Raw genomic sequence first — 20220 nt, forward strand, 5'->3', positions numbered from 1 at the left:
ACTGAGGAATCCACAGATGAAATTACCTGGTTTTGTGCAGCGACTCTGGACCACCTTCAAGTCTCCCTCCAAGGCGGCCCTCTGGGTGCTGCTGATGATGGGCTTCTTTGGCGGGGTCATCTTCTGGGGCGGTTTCAACACCGCCATGGAAGCCTCAAACACCGAGAAGTTCTGTACCGGTTGTCATGAGATGAAGGACAACGTGTTCGTGGAATACCGCGACACCATTCACTATGCCAACCGTTCCGGCGTGCGCGCCAGCTGCCCGGATTGCCACGTACCGCACGAGTGGACCTACAAGATCATTCGTAAGGTGCAGGCCTCCAAGGAGCTGTGGGGCATGCTGACCGGCAAGGTGGATACCCGCGAGAAGTTCGAATCCCATCGCCGCGAGATGGCCGAGCGGGAGTGGCAGCGCATGAAGGACACGGATTCGAGGGAGTGCCGCAACTGTCACAACTTCGAATACATGGACTTCTCCTTGCAAGGCAAGCGGGGTGCCCAGATGCACTCCACCAGTCTGGCGAGCGGGGAGAGTACCTGTATCGACTGCCACAAGGGGATAGCGCACCAATTGCCCGACATGACGGGCGTGAAAGGCTTCTAAGCACCAATGCCATCGCGCCGGCCCTTGCCGGCCCGGTGGCATTTCATCTTTATGGGCTCATTAACCCCCTCTTCCCGCCAACTTTTGATAGAATCCGTCCCCGGTAATGCGGCGCCCGTGCCCCTGTGCATTCACAACCGGCGTGGCCGGCGGATATCTGGCCGGGCAGCAGCGTTCATCCCTTCTCCTCTCATGGTCATTGATTGACAGGAAATGTCCTGATGGCATCAAAAAACAGCGAATTCATCCCCCTCAAGATCGCCGTACTGACGGTCTCCGACAGCCGCACCGCCGCCGACGACAGCTCGGGGGATTATCTGGTATCAGCCCTGACCGAGGCCGGGCATCACCTCGCCGATCGGGCGCTGTGCGCCGACAACCTGTTCCGGGTGCGGGCCCAGGTCAGCGACTGGATCGCCGACGAGGCGGTGCAGGTGGTGCTGGTCAACGGCGGCACCGGCTTCAACGAGCAGAACCGGGTACCCGAGGCGGTGGGGGTGTTGTTCGAGCGTACCGTGCAGGGCTTTGGCGAGATGTTCCGTCAACTCTCCTTTGCCGAGATCAAGGGATCTGCGATGCAGAGCCGGGCCCTGGCGGGGCTCGCCAATCGCACCCTCATCTTCTGTCTGCCTGGCTCCACCGGCGCCTGCCAGCTCGGCTGGGAGCAGTTGATCCGGGAGCAGCTCGATGCCCGCACCAAGCCGTGCAACTTTGTCTCCCATCTTTGAATCGCGGCGCGTGTCAGCACGCGCCATTTATTCCAGCTCTCAAGCAGGGGAATAGTGATGAACCTGACCCATCTCAACCAGAGCGGTGAAGCTCATATGGTGGATGTGACCGACAAACAGTCTACCTCGCGCGAGGCCCGCGCCGAGGCCTTCGTGACCATGGCGCCTGCGACCCTGGCGCTGATCCTGAGCGGTCAACACCACAAGGGGGACGTGTTCGCCACCGCCCGCATCGCCGGCATCATGGCGGCCAAGAAGACCGCCGACCTCATTCCGCTCTGCCATCCGCTGGCCCTCACCAAGGTGGAGGTAGAGATTAGCCCCCAGCCCGAGCACAATAGGGTCCATATTCGCACCCTCTGCAAACTCTCCGGCAAGACCGGGGTGGAGATGGAAGCCCTGACCGCCGCCTCGGTGGCGGCGCTCACCATCTACGACATGTGCAAGGCGGTGCAAAAAGACATGGTGATCGAGCAGCTGCGACTGGTGGAGAAAAAGGGCGGCAAGTCCGGCCACTTCCAGCTGACCAGCTCGTTGGATAACCCCGAGGAGCCAGCATGATCAAGGTACTGTTCTTTGCCCAGGTCAGAGAGCTGGTCGATTGTGACGAGCTCAGCCTCCCTTGCGAATATGCGAACGCCGAGCAGCTGCGCAGTGCCTTATGTGAGCGCGGTGACAAGTGGGCGCTGGCGCTCGAGGCGGGCAAGCTGCTGGTGGCGGTGAACCAGACCCTGGTGCCTCTGGATACGGCGCTGGCCGATGGCGACGAGGTGGCTTTCTTCCCCCCCGTGACCGGAGGCTGAGCCATGTCCCACGAGATGCGCAATGACGCCGCCGACCGCATTCTGGTGCAGCGGGCCGACTTCTCCCTCGGTGAAGAGTACGAGCGGCTCGCCACCCGTCACGACACAGGGGCCATCGTCACCTTCGTCGGCAAGGTGCGCGACTTCAATCAGGGGGAGCAGGTCAAGGGGCTGGCCCTCGAGCACTACCCCGGCATGACCGAGAAGGCGCTGGCGGATATTGTTGCCGAGGCGCGCCGTCGCTGGCCGCTGCAAGAGTGCACCCTGATCCACCGCATCGGCGAATTGCTGCTCGGCGATCAGATAGTGCTGGTGGCGGTGAGCAGCGCCCATCGCGATGCGGCCTTCGAGGCCTGCCACTTCATCATGGATTTTTTGAAGACCCGGGCGCCGTTCTGGAAAAAAGAGCTGACCGCCGAGGGGATTCAGCGCTGGGTCGAGGCCAAGGAGAGCGATGACGCCGCCGCGGCCCGCTGGCAATCAGGGGAATAGACCCCATAACAGGATCTGGTCACGAAGGATCCGCAACCAGGAGTAAGGGAATGAAACCGCTGTTATCTGTTGTCATGCTGGGGATCTGCGCCGCGGCGCTGCACACCACCGCCGTACAGGCCGATGAGGTCAAGGTCGCCGTGGCCGCCAACTTCAAGGGCACTATAGAGCGCATCGGCAAGGACTTCACCGCCAAGACCGGCCATAGCGTCGTTATCAGCTCGGCGGCCACCGGCGTGCTCTACACCCAGATAAGCCACGGCGCCCCCTTCGATCTCTTCCTCTCCGCCGATGTGGCCACACCCGAGAAGCTGGAGAAAGAGGGCAAGGGCAGCGAGCGTTTCACCTATGCCATCGGCCAGCTGGGCCTGTGGAAGAAGGGCGGCCCGGCACCCGATGAGGCCACCCTGCGGGACTGGAAGGGCAACCTCGCCATCGCCAACCCGAAAACTGCTCCCTATGGGGCCGCCGCCATGGCGACCCTGGCGCACCTCAAGATCGATCCCAAGCAGTATCGCCTGTTGACTGGGACCAACATCGGCCAGACCTGGCAGTTCGTGGACACCGGCAACGCCGAGATGGGCTTCGTCGCCTGGGCCAACCTGGTGGAAGCGGACAAGACCGGCGAAGCCTGGGCCGTGCCGAACGCGCTTTATCCCGCCATCGAGCAGCAGGGCCTGGTTCTGAAGAAGGGCGAGGCGGTGGATGCCCTGGTGGCCTGGCTCAAGGGCCCGGGCCAGAGCGCCATCAAGGCCGCGGGTTACGCCCTGCCGCAATGATGGCGAGCCTGTGACCCCCTGATGACTGGCCGGCCCTGTGCCGGCCAGTTTGTTGACTCAAGGAGGAAAACCATGGATATGCACATCCCCGCAGAGGGCGCTGGCGATGAATGAAGCGGATCTGCTCGCGGCGTATCGTTTGATCCTGAAGCGGCGTCTGGTCACCCCGAGTCCAGCGTTTGTCATTCCAATCCGAGAGGAGACTCTATGAGCGAAGGGGATCTGTTCGCGGTGTGTCGCTTGATCCTGAAGCGGCGTCTGGTCATCCGGGGTCCAGCGTTTGTCATTCCAACCCGAGAGGAAGCGCTATGAGTGAAGGGGATCTGCTGGCGGTCTGGCTGACTCTGAAGCTGGCCGCCAGCACCACCGGCATTCTGCTGCTGCTGTCACCGCCGCTCGCCTGGTGGCTGTCGCGCAGCCAGCATCGCCTTCGTCCCCTGGTGGAGGCGCTGGTGGCGCTGCCGCTGGTGCTGCCGCCGACCGTGCTCGGCTTCTATCTGCTGCTCGCCTTCTCCCCCTCCTACGGTTTCGGTGCCTGGTGGAAAGAGACCTTCGGCGCCCCCCTTGCCTTCAGTTTCCTCGGCCTGCTGTTTGCCTCCATCCTCTATTCGCTGCCCTTCGTGGTACAGCCGCTCACCTCCGCCTTCGTCAACATGGGCAACAAAGAGCTGGAGGCGGCCGCCACCCTGGGGCTGGGGCCCCTCGAGCGCTTCTTTCACATCATATTGCCGATGACGCTGCCGAGCTTCGTGATGGCGGCGGCGCTGGGGTTCGCTCACACCCTGGGGGAATTCGGGGTGGTGTTGATGATAGGGGGCAACATCCCGGGGGAAACCCAGGTGCTCTCCATCGCCCTGTTCGATCACGTTGAGAGCATGGATTATCAACATGCCCACTATCTTGCCGGCGGCCTGATGGGCTTCTCCCTCGTCATGCTGGTGCTGGTCTACGGGGTGCTGCAACGTCGGCAACGGAGGCTGTTCGGATGAATCTGCACCTCAAGGCTCGCCGCCAGTTCGGTGGATTCGAGCTCGATTGCGATCTGGCGCTGCCCCTTGCCGGCATACTCGGGCTGTTTGGCCCCTCGGGCTGCGGCAAGAGCACCCTGCTGCGGATCCTGGCGGGGCTCGATCGCCTGCCGACCGACGGCCTGCGCTGGCAGGAGCGGGAGCTGGCCGGCCTGTTGCCTGAGCAGCGTCGCATCGGGCTGGTGTTTCAGGACTCACGGTTGTTTCCCCATCTGACGGTGCTGGACAACCTGCAACTGGCCGCCCGCAAGGGCAGGGGGCGTTGGCAACCCGAGTCACTGGCCGCGCGGCTCGGGTTCGTCGAGTTGCTCGGTCAGCCTGCCCATGGCCTCTCCGGGGGCCAGCGCCAGCGGGTGGCACTGGGGCGGGCGCTCCTGGCGGAGCCAGACTTGCTGCTGCTCGATGAGCCCTTCTCGGCGTTGGACAGGCGCAGCCGCATCCATCAGGCCCATGTGCTCAAGGGGCTGCAGCGTGAGAGCGGCATGCCGATGATCTTCGTCAGTCACGCCATGGAGGAGGTGAGCCTCTTGTGCGATCAGCTGGTGCTGCTGGCGGAAGGCCGGGTGGAGGCGCAAGGGCGGCCGAGCGAGATCTTCGCCCGCACCGATCTGTCGCTCGCCAGCCGTGACGACGCCGGCGTCATGCTGGAGGCGACTCTGGCCCACTATGACTCGGCCGAGCAGATGGCGAGCCTGCGGCTCGGGGATCAGCTGCTGATGGTCACCATGGAGCATGCCCCCGATGAGACCGCCCCCCTGCAGATCAAGGTGGCGGGGCGGGACGTGGTGATCGCGACCGCCCCCATAGCGCACTCCAGCCTCTCCAACTGCCTCGAGACCCGTTTGCTCGAGGTGCGCGAGCTGAGGCCCGGGCAAACCCTGTTGCAGTTGGCGCTGGGGCAGCAGATACTGCTGGCCCGGATCACCAGCCGCTCCGCCGCGCGGCTCGCGCTGGTGCCGGGGCAGCGGCTTTACGCCTATATCAAGGCGGTGAGCCTGGTAGGCGAGGGCTAGGCGCTAGGGACCGGGTCGGCGGCGTTATGCCCCTGTTTTGCAAGGGCGTCGGGCCGCAGAGGGCATGCCCATCAAGGCAACGACAGTCAGATCATCAGGGCAGGCATTGAGCCGAAAGGGAGAGCGTGAGTGCGTCGCAACCAGGTAATGAAATCCCAGGGGCTGGCCCTGCGCAGTGCGGGAGAAGGCCCCCTGCTGCTGTTGCTGCACGGGCTCGGCTCCTCGAGCCTCGATTGGCAGGCGCAGATAGAACGCTTCAGTGAACACTACCGGGTGGTGGCGCTGGACTTGCGCGGCCATGGCCAGAGCATGCAGGAGGGGCCCTTCGACGTGCCCACCCTGGCCGGTGACGTGACTCGCTGGCTCGACGAGCAGCCGGAACCCGCCTGGGTGGTGGGCTTGTCGCTGGGGGCCATGGTGGCGCTGGAGCTGGCCCTGCAACTGCCGCACAAGGTGCGTGGACTGGTGCTGGTCAACGGCTTCAGCGAATGTCTGCTGGAGACCCCCAAGGATCAGGAACGCCACGCCATGCGCCTCAAGTGGCTGCGTTGGTTCGGTATGCGTCCGCTCGCCTGGTGGCTGGCGCGCGAACTCTTCCCCGGTCCCGAGCTCGCCCAGGTGCGCAGCACCTTCCGGCAGCGCTTCGTGCGCAGCAACAAGAAGAAGACCTACAGGGCCCTGCTCGATGGCTTGCCCGGCTGGTCGGCCCGCGCCCGGCTCGGCCAGATAGTGCAGCCGGTCGCCATCATCTCCACCATCCAGGACTATCTGCCGCTCGCCAAGCGGGTGGAACAATTCGCTGCCCTGCCGAACGCCAGCATCCATACCCCGCCAGGTCACCACGCCTGGCCAGCAGAAGATCCCGCCGGATTCAATCATCTGCTCGAGCGGATCTTGCGCACCCACTGAGTCAGCTTTTGCGTATCGAATCACTGCGTTGCTCAGATAAAAAAGCCGAATCCGCGGGTTCGGCTTTTTGATTGGTGGGATTCAGGCTCTGGGGCGATTGGCCATCGCCATCATAGGGCTAGGCGGGTTGCGAGCAGACCGGGCAGTCGGGGCGCTTGGGCAGCTTCAGCTCGCGAAAACCGCCTTGGAAGCCGTCGATCATCAGCAGCCGGCCGCTGTAATTCTTGCCCATGCCGGCCAGCAGCTTGATGGCTTCCAGCGCCTGCAGGCTGCCGACCAGGCCCACCATGGGGGCCAGCACCCCGGCCTCGACGCAGGTCAAGGATTGCTCCCCAAACAGCGAACTCAGGCAGGCGTAGCAGGGTTCATCCGCCTGCCAGGTGAAGCTGCACAGCTGCCCCTCCAGCCGGATGGCGGCGCCGGAGACCAGGGGCACCTTATGTTGTCTGGCCTTCTGGTTGAGCAGGTTGCGGATGGCGACGTTGTCGGTGCAATCGAGCACCAGCTGATGAGCGGGCAGCAGGGCATCGAGCAGCGCCTCGTCGGCGACGGCGGCATGGGTCTTCACCTCGAGCCAGGGGTTGAGGGCGCGCAGCGACTCGGCGGCGGAGTCCACCTTGGTTTGGCCGATGCGCGCGTCGTTGTGCAGCACCTGGCGCTGCAGGTTGGAGAGCTCCACCTTGTCGAAATCCACCAGGGTCAGCTGGCCAACCCCGGCCACCGCGAGATACTGGGCGGCGGCGCAGCCCAGTCCCCCGGCGCCTATCACCAGCACGGCGGCCTGCTTGAGCGCCTCCTGCCCCTCGAAGTCGAAGGATTTGAGCACTATCTGGCGGTTGTAGCGAAGCAGCTCGGCGTCCGAGAGGATCTCGCTCACAACAGCAGTCCCGCGAAGGGCTCGACGTTCACCGTCTCGCCAGCGGAGACCCTGCCGCGCGCCTGTTCCAGCACTATGTAGCAGTTCGCCCGCGACAATGAGCTGAACACGCCGGAGTCCTGGGATCCTGTGCTGCGCACCTCCAGGCCATTCGGTCCCTGGCTCAGGATGCCGCGCTGGAAGTCGAGCCGACCCGGCGCCTTCTTGAGGGGTTCGCTGGCCCTGGCCTGCAACTGCAGCGGGCGGGCGAAGGTTTGCCCGGCGAGCTTGGCCAGCGCCGGTTGCACCAGCTGATCGAAGGTGACCATGGCGGAGACCGGGTTGCCCGGCAGGCCGAAGAACCAGGCATGGGGCAGGCGGCCGAAGGCGAACGGCTTGCCCGGCTTGATGGCGAGCTTCCAGAAGCCGATTTCGCCCTGCTCTTCGAGCAGCTGCTTGGTGAAGTCCGCCTCGCCGACCGAGACGCCGCCGGTGGTGATCAGGGCATCGGCCTCGTGGTCTGCCTTGATGAAGGCGGCCCTAAGCTGCGCGGGATCGTCCGGGATGATGCCAAGGTCCAGACAATCTATGCCCAGGCGGGCCAGCATGGCTTTGACCCCGTAGCGATTGGAGTCGTAGATGTCGCCGTGGGCAAGCGGGGTGCCCACCGGTTTAAGTTCATCACCGGTGCTGAAGATGGCTACCTTGAGCGGGCGGCGCACCGTCACGCTGGCGATACCCAAGGAGGCCAGCAGTGGCAGCTCGCGGGGGCTGAGGCGTAGCCCGGAGGCCAGCACTTGCGAGCCCTCGGCCATGTCTTCGCCACGACGGCGGATGTTCTGGCCGGGTCTCGGCTGGCTGATGAAGCGCACCAGCTCCCCTTCGAGCTGCGCCTCTTCCTGCATGATGACCGCCTCGGTACCGGTGGGAACAGGGGCTCCCGTCATGATGCGGATGCAATGACCGGCGGGCCACTCTCCCTGATAGGGCTGACCGGCGAAGGCCTTGCCCGCCACCTTGAGCGGCGCGCCAGCGGCGAGATCGGCCAGGCGCACGGCGTAACCGTCCATGGCGGCATTGTCGAAGGGGGGCACCGACAGGGGGGAGGTGATGTCCTGGGCCAGGATCCGATCCAGTGCCTGGGGCAGCGGCAACTGCTCGGTATCGCAGCAGCAGGCGAGTTGGTCCAGCATCCCTTGCAGGGCATCGCCCAGGGGCAGCAGTGCAACCGTATCGAATCCCATCATCATGACCTCTTTGGTGTGGTAGAGGGCGGATTATCCCAAAAAAACCGCTCCATGGGCAGGTTCACCGCACAGGAATGCGTGGCGAGCGGGCTTGAGGGGAATAAAGGGGACATTATCTCGCCCAACTCCCCCCGTATGGGCAGGGTGGATCGAGGGTAAAACGGGACGGTTTGACATAAAGTCAGGTGTCGGGCTTGAGTTAGTCCGAATTATGACAATAATCGCCCTGTACTATTACCGTCCTGAACGGGTGCGCACCGCAGAGTGCCGTCACCGGTACGGTGGCCATCACAGTCCCTGAGCGTGGGAGAGAAACAAGATGACGAGCTTAAGCCAGGAAGCCCTGTTGGTCAGGGCCGCCCTCGAGGCCCAGGGCCTGGAGACTCCGCTGGTAGCCAATGACCTGAACGGCCAGCAGAAGAGAGAGAAGATCGAAGGCCACATGCGCGCCATCATGGAGACGCTGGGGCTGGACTTGCGTGACGACAGTCTGACCGAGACGCCCCACCGCATCGCCAAGATGTACGTGAACGAGATCTTCTCCGGCCTCGACTACAGCACCTTCCCCAAGGTGACGGTGATCGAGAACAAGATGAAGGTGGACGAGATGATCATGGTGCGGGACATCAGCCTCACCAGCACTTGCGAACACCACTTCGTCACCATAGACGGGCTGGCCCACGTGGCCTACATCCCCCGCGGCAAGGTGATAGGGCTGTCGAAAATCAACCGCATAGTGCAGTTCTTCGCCCGTCGGCCCCAGGTGCAGGAGCGGCTCACCCAGCAGATCCTGCTGGCGCTGCAGACCCTGCTCGGCACCAGGGACGTGGCCATCAGCATCCGTGCGACCCACTTCTGCGTGAAGGCCCGCGGCGTGATGGACTCCACCTCCTATACCACCACCACCTCCCTCGGTGGCGTCTTCAAGACCCAGCCGGACACCCGCGCCGAGTTCCTCGGCGGCCTGAAAGGCTAGCAGACAGGGGCATGTCGCATCGACATGCCCCTGTCGTCTTCTCTCCCCTTTTGCTCTGCCCGACACTTTCGTCAGAAAAGTGCTAAAGCCGTGCCCGGTCGGGCCGATACAGCTCACCATGCCGGTCGATCGCCGTCCTGGCCTGTGCCCTGACAGGGCAAGGCCGATTCAGGGCACAGGCCACGGCTACCCCTGGAACTCGCCCCATCCCTGTCATCAGGATGTAGGCAGCTCAATGTACTGCTATGGATGGCAGGTATCCTGATCCGTGCCGGGAAGGCATAGCACAGACGAATACCACTCGCTCACCCATTGCAGGACATGCCATGAACACCATGACCATAGGTAAGAAACTCACCGCAGGCTTTGCGGTGCTCGGCCTGATGATGGCCTTTATCGGCGGCTTCTCGCTGCTGCAGTTTGGCAACATGAACCGGGCCGCCACCGGCTTCACCGACAGCATTCTGCCTGCCGTCGTCCGCACCAGCACCCTGGGTGAGACCATCAATGCCCTGCGCCGGTACGAGCTGGATGTGTTCCTGGTGGCGGACGATCCCCAGCAGAAAGCCCATTACCGCGATGCCAGCGAGCAGAGCCTGCGCGAGGCAGAGCGCCAGATAGCGGCCCACGACGCCACCATCTGGGCGGAGGACCTGGAGGAGCGCCGCACCTTCGATACCGTCAAGGCGGACTGGAGCAAGTACGTCGCCCTGCATCAGCGCATCAGGCAGATGCAGGACGGCGGCCAGATGGCCGAGGCCCAGCGCCTGTTCATGACGGAGGGGATTACCCTCTACACCAGTCTGGCCAAGTCAGTGGCGGATCTCATTCAGATCAACCACGGCTATTCCATCAACTCCCGTGCCGCCGTAGTGGCCGCCTTTGACAGCGCCAAGCTCAGCATCATCATCGCCCTGCTGCTGGGACTGGGGCTGGTGGCCGTGCTCTCCACCGTGCTGACCCGCCAGATCCGGGATCCGCTGGTGATGCTGGCCCGCCAGACCCAGCGCATCGCGAGCGGTGATCTCGGCAAGGGCGAGCTGCAGGAGTGGATCCGGGGCAATCGCTTCAAACGCGACGAACTGGGCCAGCTTGGCACCGCCATCGATCGCATGCAGGGATCCCTGGCGGATCTGGTGAGCGAGATTTCGGGCTCGGTGAGCCAGCTCAGCAGCGCGGTGGAGGAGGTGAGCGCCATCTCCGAGCAATCCGCCAAGGGCATGGCCAGCCAGCAGAGCGAGGTGTCCCAGGTGGCCACCGCCATGAACGAGATGCAGTCCACCGTCAATGAAGTGGCCCGCAACACCACGGATGCCATGAGCGCGGCCAAGGCGGCCTCCCAGACCTCGGGCGAGGGGCACAAGGTGGTGGGGCGCGCCATCACCAGCATCGAGCAGGTGTCCCAGCAGATCGAGCAGGCGGGCGGCGTGGTGCAGCAGCTGGAGCAGGACAGCACCAACATCAGCATGGTGCTTGACGTTATTCGCGGCATCGCCGAGCAGACCAACCTGCTGGCGCTCAATGCGGCCATCGAGGCGGCGCGCGCCGGTGAGCAGGGCCGTGGCTTCGCGGTCGTCGCCGACGAGGTGCGCTCCCTGGCCCAGCGGACCCAGAACTCCACCGCCGAGATCAGCAAGATGATCGAGGTGCTGCAGGAGCGCACCGCCGAGGCGGGCAGCGCCATGCAACTGAGCCGCCAGCAGATGCAAAACAGCGTCGGGTTGGCGCGGGAGGCGGGCAACAGCATCGACAGCATCAACGGCGCCGTCACCCTGATCAGCGACATGAACACCCTGATCGCCACCGCCACCGAGGAGCAGAACGCGGTGACCGAGGAGCTTAACCGCAGCATCGTCAACATCCACAATGCCGCGGACGAGAATGCGCAGGGTGCCCAGCAGACCGCCCAGGCCTGCATCGAGCTGAGCAAGCTGGCGACCTCGTTGCACCATATGACCCAGCGCTTTACGCTCTAAGAACCTGTGCACGATCTTACTGCGAGGCCGTGATCAAGGCTCATGCGCTGCTCTTCACCTAGCTGACGACCTCTCGCGACAGCTCGTAGACAGGTTCGAAGTCGCGTTGTTGCCTCGCAGATAGCAGAAGGCCCCGTCCATTGGCGGGGCCTTGTCGTTTCTGACGGACTTGCTGGCTCAGCTCAATCCCACTATCTCGCCGTCGTCATCGATATCGATGTGGCGGATATGGAGTAGGGCAGGCTGCTGTGGTTTTGTCAGCTCAATCCCACTATCTCGCCGTCGTCATCGATATCGATGTGGCGGGTAATTGGGGCAGGCTGCTGAAACTCAGCTCAATCCCACTATCTCGCCGTCGTCATCAATATCGATGTGGCGGATATGGAGTAGGGCTGGCTGCTGTGGTTTTGTCAGCTCAACCCCACTATCTCGCCGTCGTCATCGATATCGATATGGCGAGTAATTGGGGCAGGCTGCTGAAACTCAGCTCAATCCGACTATCTCGCCGTCGTCATCAATATCGATGTGGCGGATATGGAGTAGGGCTGGCTGCTGTGGTTTTGTCAGCTCAACCCGACTATCTCGCCGTCGTCATCGATATCGATATGGCGAGTAATTGGGGCAGGCTGCTGAAACTCAGCTCAATCCGACTATCTCGCCGTCGTCATCGATATCGATATGACGATAGGCGGGCAGGCTGCCGAGGCCCGGCATGGTCATGATGGGGCCCGCCAGGGCGTAGACGAAGCCGGCGCCGGCGCACAGCCTCACCTCCTCGATGGGCACCTCGAAGCCGGTGGGCACACCCTTGAGGGCGGGATCGTGGCTCAGCGACAGCGGGGTCTTGGCCACGCAGATGGGCAGGTGATCCCAACCCGCCTTCGAGAGCTCTGCGAGCTGGCGCTTGGCCTTGTCGGAGAGCAGGACGCCGCGCCCGCCATAGCCGCACTCCACCAGGGTGGCGAGCTTGGCGCTGAGGCTCATCTCGTCGGGGTAGAGCAGCTGGATGTCGCTCGGCTGCTCACAGGCGGCGACCACGGCGCGGGCCAGCTCGCTGGCCCCGGCGCCCCCTCGGGTGAAGGCTTCCGAGAGGGCGACGCCGCAGGCACCGGCGCGGTGCGCCTCGTCCGCCAGCAGCGCCAGCTCGGCCTGGCTGTCGCTGGGGAAGCGGTTGATGGCCACCACCACCGGCACACCGTAGCGGCGGGCGTTCTTGATGTGCCAGGCGAGGTTGGCGCAGCCCTGGCGCAGGGTCGGCAGATCTTCTTCCCCGAGGCTCGGGGGCAGCGGCTGGCCGGGGCGAATGTCGAGCAGGCCGCTGTTGGCCTTGAGGCTGCGCACCGTGGCCACCAGCACCACGCAGGACGGGCTGATGCCGGACTGGCGGTGCTTGATGTTGAAGAACTTCTCCAGCCCCATGTCGGAGCCAAAGCCCGCCTCGGTCACCACATAGTCGGTGAGGCCGAGCGCCATGCGATCGGCGATGACCGAGGAGTTGCCGTGGGCGATGTTGGCGAAGGGGCCGGCGTGCACCAGCACCGGGGTCTGCTCCGTGGTCTGCATCAGGGTCGGCTGCAGCGCGTCTTTGAGCAGCACCGTCATGGCGCCTGCCACCTCGAGCTGTTCGGCGGTGATGGGGTTGCCGTGCAGATCCAGCGAGAGCTGGATGCGGCCGATGCGCTCGCGCAGATCTCTTAGATCGCTGGCCAGCGCCAGTATGGCCATCAGCTCGGAGGCGGCGGTGATGACGAAGCGATCTTGGCGCTCGACCCCGTCGCTCGGGCCGCCCTGACCCAGGGTCAGGTGGCGCAGGGCGCGGTCATTCATGTCGAGGGTGCGTGGCCAGAGGATGTTGGCCGGGTCTATGTCGAGGCGCGGCAGGCCGGTCCTGGCGCTGAACTGATCGCCGAGTTTATGCTCGTGGAACAGGCGGGCGTCCAGCGCCGCGGCGGCCAGGTTGTGGGCGGCACTGAGGGCGTGAAAATCCCCAGTCAGGTGCAGGTTCATCTCCTCCATCGGGACCACCTGGGCGTGACCGCCCCCGGCGGCGCCTCCCTTGACCCCGAACACGGGCCCCAGGCTCGGCTGGCGTATGGTGGCGATGCTGGACTGGCCTATGTGGTTGAGCCCCATGGAGAGCCCCAGGGTCGTGACCGTCTTGCCCTCGCCGAGTGGGGTGGGGGTGATGGCACTCACCAGCACCAGCTTGCCGCTCTTGTGCGGCGGCTCCTTGAGCAGCGCCAGGCTGAGTTTGCCCTTGTGATGGCCCCGGGGGCTGAGCAGGGCGGCCGGGATGCGAAGGCGCCGGGCCAGTTCGTCGATGTGCAGGCGGGGGGACTGGCGGGAGATCTCGATATCGCTTAGCATCAGCACCTCGTTGGCATGTCTGGTTAAAACTGCGGCGAAGTCTAGAGGAATCAACAAGGTTATCCAATGAGTAATGCTATTTTATCCGGTAGTCGTGAGCCCCATCAACACCCTGTCCTGCTGGATCTCAACGCCCTCTATCATCCCCCCAAGCGGCCGCTGACCGCCCTTGGCATCGTCAGCACCCTGATCCCGCTGTTTGGCTATGGCTGGCAGGCGATGACCCAGGATCCCGAGACCCATTTTCGCCAGGAACTCGGCAAGCGCATCAACAAGCACAAGACCGAGGAGGCCAACCTCGTCCTGACGTTGCAACTGGCGGGGATGCTGGACTGCCACTGCCTGCACATCACGCTGCCCTATGCGCTGAGTGAGGAGCAGCTCGCCACCCTGCGGCGCCGGCTGCCACGCTGGCAGCTGACGATGACCGAACTGCTGCTGGTGGCCGAGCTGCCACGGCCAGCCGATCATAAAGCGCCCCCCCAGACCCACTCCTGAACATCAGCCTCGCCTCCCGCCATGGGAGGCGAGGCCGCTTACATCATCGCGTTATCACCACCGGTTACACCTCCCGATCCCAGTAATGAGGGGCGAGGTAGCGCTCTTGCACGAACTCGATGAAGCAGCGCACCTTGGCCGAGACGAAGCGGCGGTGCGGGTAGAGCGCATAGAGCCCCACCTGCCCCTTGTCCCATTCCGGTAACAGCGGGACCAGGGCCCCGGCGCGCAGCGCGTCCCCGACGATGAAGGTGGGCTGCAATATGATGCCCTGGTGGTCGCAGGCTGCCCGGGTCAGGGCCACGCCATTGTTGGCGCGAAGCGGCCCCTGCGGGCGCACGCTCAGTTGCTCCCCATCCCGCTTGAACACCCAGTCCGGCTGGGTCAGGGTGTAGATGAGGCAGTCGTGCTGCTTGAGATCCTCGGGGGTCTTGGGGCTGCCCCGGCGGGCCAGATAGGTCGGGCTGGCGCACACCACCAGCTTCATCATGGCCAGCGGCTTGGCCACCAGGGAGGAGTCCGGCAGGTTGCCGATCCGCAGCGCCAGATCGAAGCCTTCCTCCACCAGCGCCACCCGCCGGTCGCTGTACTCGATCTCCAGCTTGAGCTCGGGGAAGCGCTCGCGAAACAGCGGCAGGGCGGGGGAGAGGTGCAGGTAGCCAAAGTCCATGGGCACCGACAGCTTGAGGGTGCCCTGGGGCTGCTGGTTGTTGCGGGTGAGCTGGCTGTGGGTCTCTTCCAGCTCGGCCAGCAGCGCCTGGGAGCGCTGGTAGTAGAACTGGCCCGCCTCGGTCGGGTTGACCTGGCGGGTGGTGCGCGACAGCAGCCGGGTCGACAGGGACTCCTCGAGCTGTTGCATCAGCTTGGAGGTCATGGCGACCGAGATGCCGAGCTGATGGGCGGCCTTGGTAAAGCTTTGACACTCCACCACCTTGATGAAGGTGCGCATGGCGGCTATCTGATCCATATTCCACTCTCGGTTGATAATTATTTTAATAAATCGATGATTATCCATTCCTGCTCGGAGGTTAGCATGTCAGGTATCGATATGACCCCCCCAATGAAGGAACGAACGGAATGAAAATGACCAAGGCCCTGCTGGCTTCCTGCCTGTTTATGGCGGCTCCCCTGATGGCGGCCGATTACGATGTGGATACCGCCCACACCACAGTCCAGTTCAAGGTGGGCCACCTCGGCTTCTCCGAGCTGGTCGGCCGTTTCAATACCTTCAGTGGCACCTTCAGCATGGACGAGGCCAACCCGGCCGCGGCCAAGGCGAGCTTCGAGATCGATGCCGCCAGCGTGGACTCCAACCACGAGCCCCGCGACAAGCACCTGCGCAGCCCGGACTTCCTGGACGTCAAGCAGTACCCCAAGATGACCTTCGTCAGCACCGGCTATGAAGGCACCAAGGACAAGGGCGTGCTCAAGGGCACCCTGACCCTGCACGGCGTCACCAAGCCGGTGGCATTCGAGCTGGTCCACATCGGCGAAGGCAAGGATCCCTGGGGCGGTTACCGCAGCGGCTTCAACGCCACCACCACCATCAAGCGCAGCGAGTTCGGTGTGAACTACATGCTGCCGGGCATTCCTGACGAGATGAGCATCAACCTGTTCGTCGAAGGCGTGCGCAAGTAATGGGCGTAGCACTCCTGTTGCAAACCTTGGCGGCCCCTTTGGGGGCCGCTTTGCTGTCATGGCGCTGGCCGAGGCTGGGGTATCTGTGGGGGGCGCTGGCGCTCTGGCTGGTGGGCTGCCTGCTCGGCGGCGCCTATGGCCTGCCGGTCAAGGCCTGGCAGTGGCTGCCGCTGTGCCTGCTGGTGCCCGCCATCGCGGCTCAGGTAGAAGACAAGCGGGCCGCCGTCGCGCTGTTCGCCGTGCTTGGCGCCCTGGTGTGGTGGCAGGGGCTGGCCTCGGTGCTTGGCACCGAGCCGCGGATCTGGCTGGCGCTGCTGCCCGCCATCGCCTGGTTCGGGTGGGCGCAGCTGCGCACCGACAGCCAGGAGGGGCTCGGCTTTGCGCTCGGCTTCATCTGGCTGGCGCTGGTCATCGGCATCGACGGCAGCCTGCTCATTGCCCAGCTGGGGGGGGCCCTCGCGGCCTTCGCCGGTTTCCGTGCCCTGCTCGGTGCCTTCGCCCGGGTGAAGGTGGCGCCGGCAGCGCTGGCGTTGGCGCTCGCCTTTGTGCAGATGCTGGCCTGGCAATACGTGGAGGTGCCGCTCATCGTGCTGCTGCCGGTCTGGCTGCTGCCGCTGCTGGAATGGGCCTTGCGCAACAGGCCCTGGATCCAGCGCTGGGCCCTGCTTGTCCTGGTGGCGGGCATCGGCGCCGGATTGAGTCTGTGGTGGGTCTGGCCGGAGGCTTCACTGTACTGATTTTTGCATGATAAACAGGCGATTACGTTTATATTTGCATGCTCAGTCATAGTCTGCGCAGATAAAGATTGAGCGCCATTGTGGTTTCAGATAAAAATGATTTCATTACGTCTTATCTGGACGCAGACAGAACCCGGCCATGCCGGGTTCTGTCTGCCTGCATACTTGCGGCACAATAAGGAGGCGCACAGTTGCGCAGTCAAGGATCTGAGCATCTGTTTTTTCGCCATTTTATCGAGCAGGCGCGCCTCGAGGACCTCTGTATCCTGCTGGTCACCCATCTGCTCCCCGACAGGCCCCATTTTATCCAGGCGCTCGCTCAAGTCGGACGGGTGGGCGCCATCTTGCCCAAACCCAAGTCGGTGCACGGACCCACCCTGAGCTGGGTCCAGCAGCACTACCCGGTGTTGCCCCTCGATCGTCACTGGAGCAACGATCCTGAGCAGGTGATCGCCCAGATAGCACCCCTGATCGAGACCCACGAGCGACTCATCATCCTGGACATCGGCGGCTATTTTGCCAGGACCCAGGCCATCCTCGCCGAGCACTTCGGTGCGCGTTTCATCGGGGTGGTGGAGATGACCGAAAACGGCCATCAGCGCTACGAGCAGGAGGTGCTGGCCGCCCCCGTCGTCTCGGTGGCGCGCAGCCCGCTCAAGCAGGCCGAGGATATCCAGATTGGCCTCAGCGTGGTCTACTCCGCCGAATCCCTGGCGCGCACCCTCAATCGCACCTTCAACGTCTGCCAGGCCGCCCTGTTTGGCTATGGCAAGGTGGGGCGCAGCATCGCCCGCGAGCTGCGTTGCCGCAACTTGCACCTGGAGCTGGTGGAGACGGATGCCTTGCGCCAGGTGGAGGCGCTGTCCCATGGCTTCAAGCTGGTGGGCAAGGAGGAGGCGCTCGGCCGGGCCGAGCTGGTGATCTGCTCCACCGGCAACGGCTCGCTGGATCTCGCGGATCTGCAGGCGCTGCGCCCCGGCGCCATGCTGGCCTCGGTCACCTCCGCCGACGACGAATTCGCGTTTTGCCTCTCCCAGCTCTCCTGGCCGAGCGAGGAGGTGTGCCCCCATGTGCTGGCGCTCACCCGCCCGGATGGCAGCACCATCTTCCTGCTCAACCGGGGGGAGGCGGTCAACTTCGTTCACGGTGCCGTCATCGGCGAATATGTCTATCTGGTGCTGGCGGAGATCATCGAGGGGGTGCATCAGCTGTCTCGTCAGGCCCCGGCGCCCGGCTTGTTCGAGCTGCCCCAGACCACCATGCAGACCATAGCGCGCCATTGGCTCGCCGACTTTCACGGGGTTATCCAATGAAGGGGCGAGCCCCGTCCTCTTTGCATCCGGTGTCGCGGGCTCCCATCGTCCGCTGACCCTCTTTACGGAGTCCTCCCATGACAGAACTGTTCACCGCCGTCGGCAAGCCCCGCATCGAGATCCGCTACTGCACCCTCTGCCGCTGGATGCTGCGCGCCGCCTGGCTGGCTCAGGAGCTGCTCTCCACCTTCGACAGCGATCTCGGCGAGGTGGCGCTGGTGCCCGCCAGCAAGGGGGAGTTCAAGATCCTGGTGAACGGCGTGCAGGTGTGGGATCGGGTGGCCGACGAGGGCTTCCCCGAGGCGAAAGAGATCAAGCAACGGGTGCGCGACATCATCGCCCCGGAGCGGGATCTGGGCCACGCGGATCGCAAGTCTGCCACAGAGTGATCTATGGTAGTAGAACGGATAAAAGGGAGGCCATGCCTCCCTTTTGCTTATTGGTAGTCAGTCTGACTGTCACCCTGGACGATGATGGCATGACCCTCTGCTGATTGAGGTAGCGCGCCCGCTTGTGGGGCCTGATGCGGCCCACCTCCACCCACGCCGGGCCGTCGATACCGTGGTTGAACGCGGGGGCGGTGCCAAAGTCCATGAACGGCACGCCCCCCGGCTCGCACAGCTCAGGGCTGCGCCGTTACGCCCGGTAGGCGGCCGTCAGCCGCACCAGCTCCACCAGGGTGGCGACCGCTTTTTCCATGGATTGCAGCGGGATGAACTCGTGTTTGCCGTGGAAGTTGTGGCCACCGGTGAAAATATTTGGACAGGGCAGCCCCATAAAGGAGAGGCGGGCGCCGTCGGTGCCGCCGCGAATGGGCTTGATCTTGGGGACCACGTCTGCCGCGACCATGGCGGCCTTGGCCAGCTCGACTATGTGCATGTGCGGCTCGATCTGGCTGCGCATGTTGCGATAGCTGTCGGTCAGGGTCAGCTCGATGCGCGCCTTGGGGGCGTCCAGCTGCAGGGAGGCGACCCGCTCCTTGAGCTGGGCCTTGCGGGCGGCGAAGGCGTCGTCATCGAAGTCGCGGATGAGGTAGTGCAGCTCGCTCTGCTCCACGGTGCCGCTCATCTGGGCCAGGTGGAAGAAGCCCTCGTAACCCTCGGTGCACTCCGGGGTCTGCTCGGGGGGCATGGCGGCATGGAAGCGGGCGGCCAGGGTCTGGCTGTTGATCATGCCTCCCTTGGCGGTGCCGGGGTGCACGTTGTTGCCAACAAACCGCACGGTGGCGCTGGCGGCGTTGAAGTTCTCGTATTCGAGCTCGCCGAGCTCACCGCCATCGACCGTATAGGCCCACTTGGCGGGGAAGCGGTCCAGCGGGAACAGATCGGCGCCGCGGCCAATCTCCTCGTCCGGGGTGAAGCCGAGCCAGACGTCGCCACGGGGGATCTCGGGATGGGCCAGCAACTGCTCGACGGCGGTCAGGATCTCGGCGATGCCCGCCTTGTCATCGGCGCCGAGCAAGGTGGTGCCGTCGGTGGTGATGAGATCCTGGCCGAGATAGTTCTTCAGACAGCGATACTGGCGGATGGCCAGCACCTCGTCCCCCTTGCCGAGACAGATGTCTCCCCCCTGATAGCGCTCGATGATTTGGGGCACCACCTGCTCCGCCTCGTAGTCGGCGGTGTCCATATGGGCAATCAAGCCGATGGCGGGCGCATCCGGCTGGTTGCCAGGCAGACAGGCGGTGAGGTAGCCATTGTCATCCAGCGTGATCTGACTCAAGCCCAGCTGTGTCAGCTCCTCCTGCAGGGCGCGGGCGAAGACGCGCTGGCCCTCGCTGCTGGGGCAGGCGGGATTGGTCGCATCGGAGCGGGTATGAAAAGTCAGGTAACGCAGAAAACGCTCAAGCAGGGTATCCATGGGCAAGCCTCGAACCGGAAATGATGAGGGGCCATTGTGGACAATACTGTCGCACCTCTCATTGCGTCAGCGCAGTTTTTGATGAATTCGTGAGAGGAGGGATGGGGGGCCTGTTCCGACCGCTCAAGGGGTATTTGTGCATAAAAACTCCAGATTAAAGCGTGGTTAATCACACTGGCGCTGGTCGAATATGACCTCAGCCCTGTGCCGGCAAGGCATGGGGCAACATGGCCGGTTCACCTGTTATTTTCAGGGCTAATCGGGAGGGGGGGCCAGTGCGCGCCATCCCAGAGCCAGCCTTGCTGACAGCAAGATTTGACCCACCCGGTAAAACCCGTTTTTTAACACGATTTTTTATTGTCAGTGGCGGCGGTAAGTGTGTACACTCCGCGC

Annotated in this window: 21 protein-coding genes and 1 pseudogene; 16 read left to right on the forward strand and 6 right to left on the reverse strand. The window is 64.0% G+C overall.

The genetic code is table 11. The features are described 5' to 3' along the window. Nucleotides 1-16 precede the first annotated feature (16 nt). The 9 genes from LG30_RS0103720 to LG30_RS0103760 all read left to right on the forward strand — a co-directional run bounded on the left by LG30_RS0103720 (nt 17) and on the right by LG30_RS0103760 (nt 6359). Complete coding sequence (locus LG30_RS0103720; RefSeq protein WP_033129367.1) at nt 17-607, forward strand: cytochrome c3 family protein; 591 nt, start codon at nt 17-19, stop codon at nt 605-607. 221 nt (nt 608-828) lie between these two features. Then, a complete protein-coding gene (moaB, locus tag LG30_RS0103725; protein WP_033129368.1) occupies nt 829-1335 on the forward strand; it encodes a molybdenum cofactor biosynthesis protein B in 507 nt (168 codons plus the stop codon). Between the two features lie 57 nt (nt 1336-1392). Continuing rightward, entirely contained in the window at nt 1393-1896 is a 504-nt protein-coding gene (moaC, locus tag LG30_RS0103730) for a cyclic pyranopterin monophosphate synthase MoaC (protein ID WP_033129369.1), read from the forward strand. Beyond that, nucleotides 1893-2138: a molybdopterin synthase sulfur carrier subunit gene (gene moaD, locus LG30_RS0103735; protein ID WP_033129370.1), complete on the forward strand. Its 246-nt coding sequence runs from the start codon at nt 1893-1895 to the stop codon at nt 2136-2138. The genes moaC and moaD overlap by 4 nt, the downstream gene beginning before the upstream one ends. A gap of 3 nt (nt 2139-2141) precedes the next feature. Next, nucleotides 2142-2630, forward strand: a complete 489-nt coding sequence (moaE, locus tag LG30_RS0103740) for a molybdopterin synthase catalytic subunit MoaE (protein WP_374941482.1) — start codon at nt 2142-2144, stop codon at nt 2628-2630. A gap of 50 nt (nt 2631-2680) precedes the next feature. Further along, entirely contained in the window at nt 2681-3409 is a 729-nt protein-coding gene (modA, locus tag LG30_RS0103745; RefSeq protein ID WP_033129371.1) for a molybdate ABC transporter substrate-binding protein, read from the forward strand. Between the two features lie 308 nt (nt 3410-3717). Next, complete coding sequence (gene modB, locus LG30_RS0103750) at nt 3718-4398, forward strand: molybdate ABC transporter permease subunit (protein ID WP_033129372.1); 681 nt, start codon at nt 3718-3720, stop codon at nt 4396-4398. Then, nucleotides 4395-5450, forward strand: a complete 1056-nt coding sequence (modC, locus tag LG30_RS0103755) for a molybdenum ABC transporter ATP-binding protein (RefSeq protein WP_033129373.1) — start codon at nt 4395-4397, stop codon at nt 5448-5450. The genes modB and modC overlap by 4 nt, the downstream gene beginning before the upstream one ends. Nucleotides 5451-5579: 129 nt before the next feature. Next, nucleotides 5580-6359 (forward strand): alpha/beta fold hydrolase, encoded by a 780-nt coding sequence (locus LG30_RS0103760; RefSeq protein WP_033129374.1) that lies wholly within the window; start codon nt 5580-5582, stop codon nt 6357-6359. Nucleotides 6360-6477: 118 nt separating this feature from the next. Here the strand turns inward: LG30_RS0103760 and moeB are convergent, their stop codons facing one another. Next, complete coding sequence (gene moeB / locus LG30_RS0103765) at nt 6478-7236, reverse strand: molybdopterin-synthase adenylyltransferase MoeB (protein WP_033129375.1); 759 nt, start codon at nt 7234-7236, stop codon at nt 6478-6480. Continuing rightward, complete coding sequence (gene moeA, locus LG30_RS0103770; RefSeq protein WP_033129399.1) at nt 7233-8459, reverse strand: molybdopterin molybdotransferase MoeA; 1227 nt, start codon at nt 8457-8459, stop codon at nt 7233-7235. Before moeA ends, moeB begins: the two co-directional genes overlap by 4 nt. Nucleotides 8460-8781: 322 nt before the next feature. On the opposite strand from moeA, the gene folE reads away from it, so the two are divergent. Next, entirely contained in the window at nt 8782-9438 is a 657-nt protein-coding gene (gene folE, locus LG30_RS0103775) for a GTP cyclohydrolase I FolE (protein WP_033129376.1), read from the forward strand. Between the two features lie 326 nt (nt 9439-9764). Then, the gene (locus LG30_RS0103780; protein ID WP_033129377.1) at nt 9765-11414 is read left to right on the forward strand and encodes a methyl-accepting chemotaxis protein; all 1650 of its coding nucleotides are present in this window, start codon (nt 9765-9767) and stop codon (nt 11412-11414) included. Nucleotides 11415-12050: 636 nt separating this feature from the next. Here the strand turns inward: LG30_RS0103780 and LG30_RS0103785 are convergent. Next, the gene (locus LG30_RS0103785) at nt 12051-13781 is read right to left on the reverse strand and encodes a formate--tetrahydrofolate ligase (protein WP_033129378.1); all 1731 of its coding nucleotides are present in this window, start codon (nt 13779-13781) and stop codon (nt 12051-12053) included. A gap of 66 nt (nt 13782-13847) precedes the next feature. Between LG30_RS0103785 and LG30_RS0103790 the strand changes: the two genes are divergently transcribed. Continuing rightward, entirely contained in the window at nt 13848-14279 is a 432-nt protein-coding gene (locus tag LG30_RS0103790; protein ID WP_033129379.1) for a hypothetical protein, read from the forward strand. A gap of 64 nt (nt 14280-14343) precedes the next feature. Here the strand turns inward: LG30_RS0103790 and LG30_RS0103795 are convergent, their stop codons facing one another. Next, entirely contained in the window at nt 14344-15246 is a 903-nt protein-coding gene (locus tag LG30_RS0103795; protein ID WP_033129380.1) for a LysR family transcriptional regulator, read from the reverse strand. Between the two features lie 110 nt (nt 15247-15356). Here LG30_RS0103795 and LG30_RS0103800 point away from each other — a divergent pair, with 110 nt between their 5' ends. The 4 genes from LG30_RS0103800 (at nt 15357) to LG30_RS0103815 (ending at nt 18356) form a co-directional block, all read left to right on the forward strand. After that, nucleotides 15357-15917, forward strand: a complete 561-nt coding sequence (locus LG30_RS0103800; RefSeq protein ID WP_033129381.1) for a YceI family protein — start codon at nt 15357-15359, stop codon at nt 15915-15917. Continuing rightward, entirely contained in the window at nt 15917-16654 is a 738-nt protein-coding gene (locus LG30_RS0103805) for a hypothetical protein (protein ID WP_033129382.1), read from the forward strand. Before LG30_RS0103800 ends, LG30_RS0103805 begins: the two co-directional genes overlap by 1 nt. A 191-nt stretch (nt 16655-16845) precedes the next feature. Continuing rightward, a complete protein-coding gene (locus LG30_RS0103810; RefSeq protein ID WP_033129383.1) occupies nt 16846-17967 on the forward strand; it encodes an adenosylhomocysteinase in 1122 nt (373 codons plus the stop codon). A gap of 77 nt (nt 17968-18044) precedes the next feature. Beyond that, entirely contained in the window at nt 18045-18356 is a 312-nt protein-coding gene (locus LG30_RS0103815) for an Rdx family protein (RefSeq protein ID WP_033129384.1), read from the forward strand. Between the two features lies 1 nt (nt 18357). On the opposite strand, the pseudogene LG30_RS22645 reads toward LG30_RS0103815, so the two are convergent. Continuing rightward, nucleotides 18358-18591, reverse strand: a pseudogene (locus LG30_RS22645) (hypothetical protein); the annotation flags it as partial. A 12-nt stretch (nt 18592-18603) separates the two neighbouring features. Then, the gene (pepT, locus tag LG30_RS0103825; RefSeq protein WP_033129386.1) at nt 18604-19827 is read right to left on the reverse strand and encodes a peptidase T; all 1224 of its coding nucleotides are present in this window, start codon (nt 19825-19827) and stop codon (nt 18604-18606) included. Between the last annotated feature and the right edge of the window lie 393 nt (nt 19828-20220).

Origin of the sequence: Aeromonas aquatica (assembly GCF_000764655.1) — a bacterium.
GTDB lineage: Bacteria > Pseudomonadota > Gammaproteobacteria > Enterobacterales > Aeromonadaceae > Aeromonas > Aeromonas aquatica.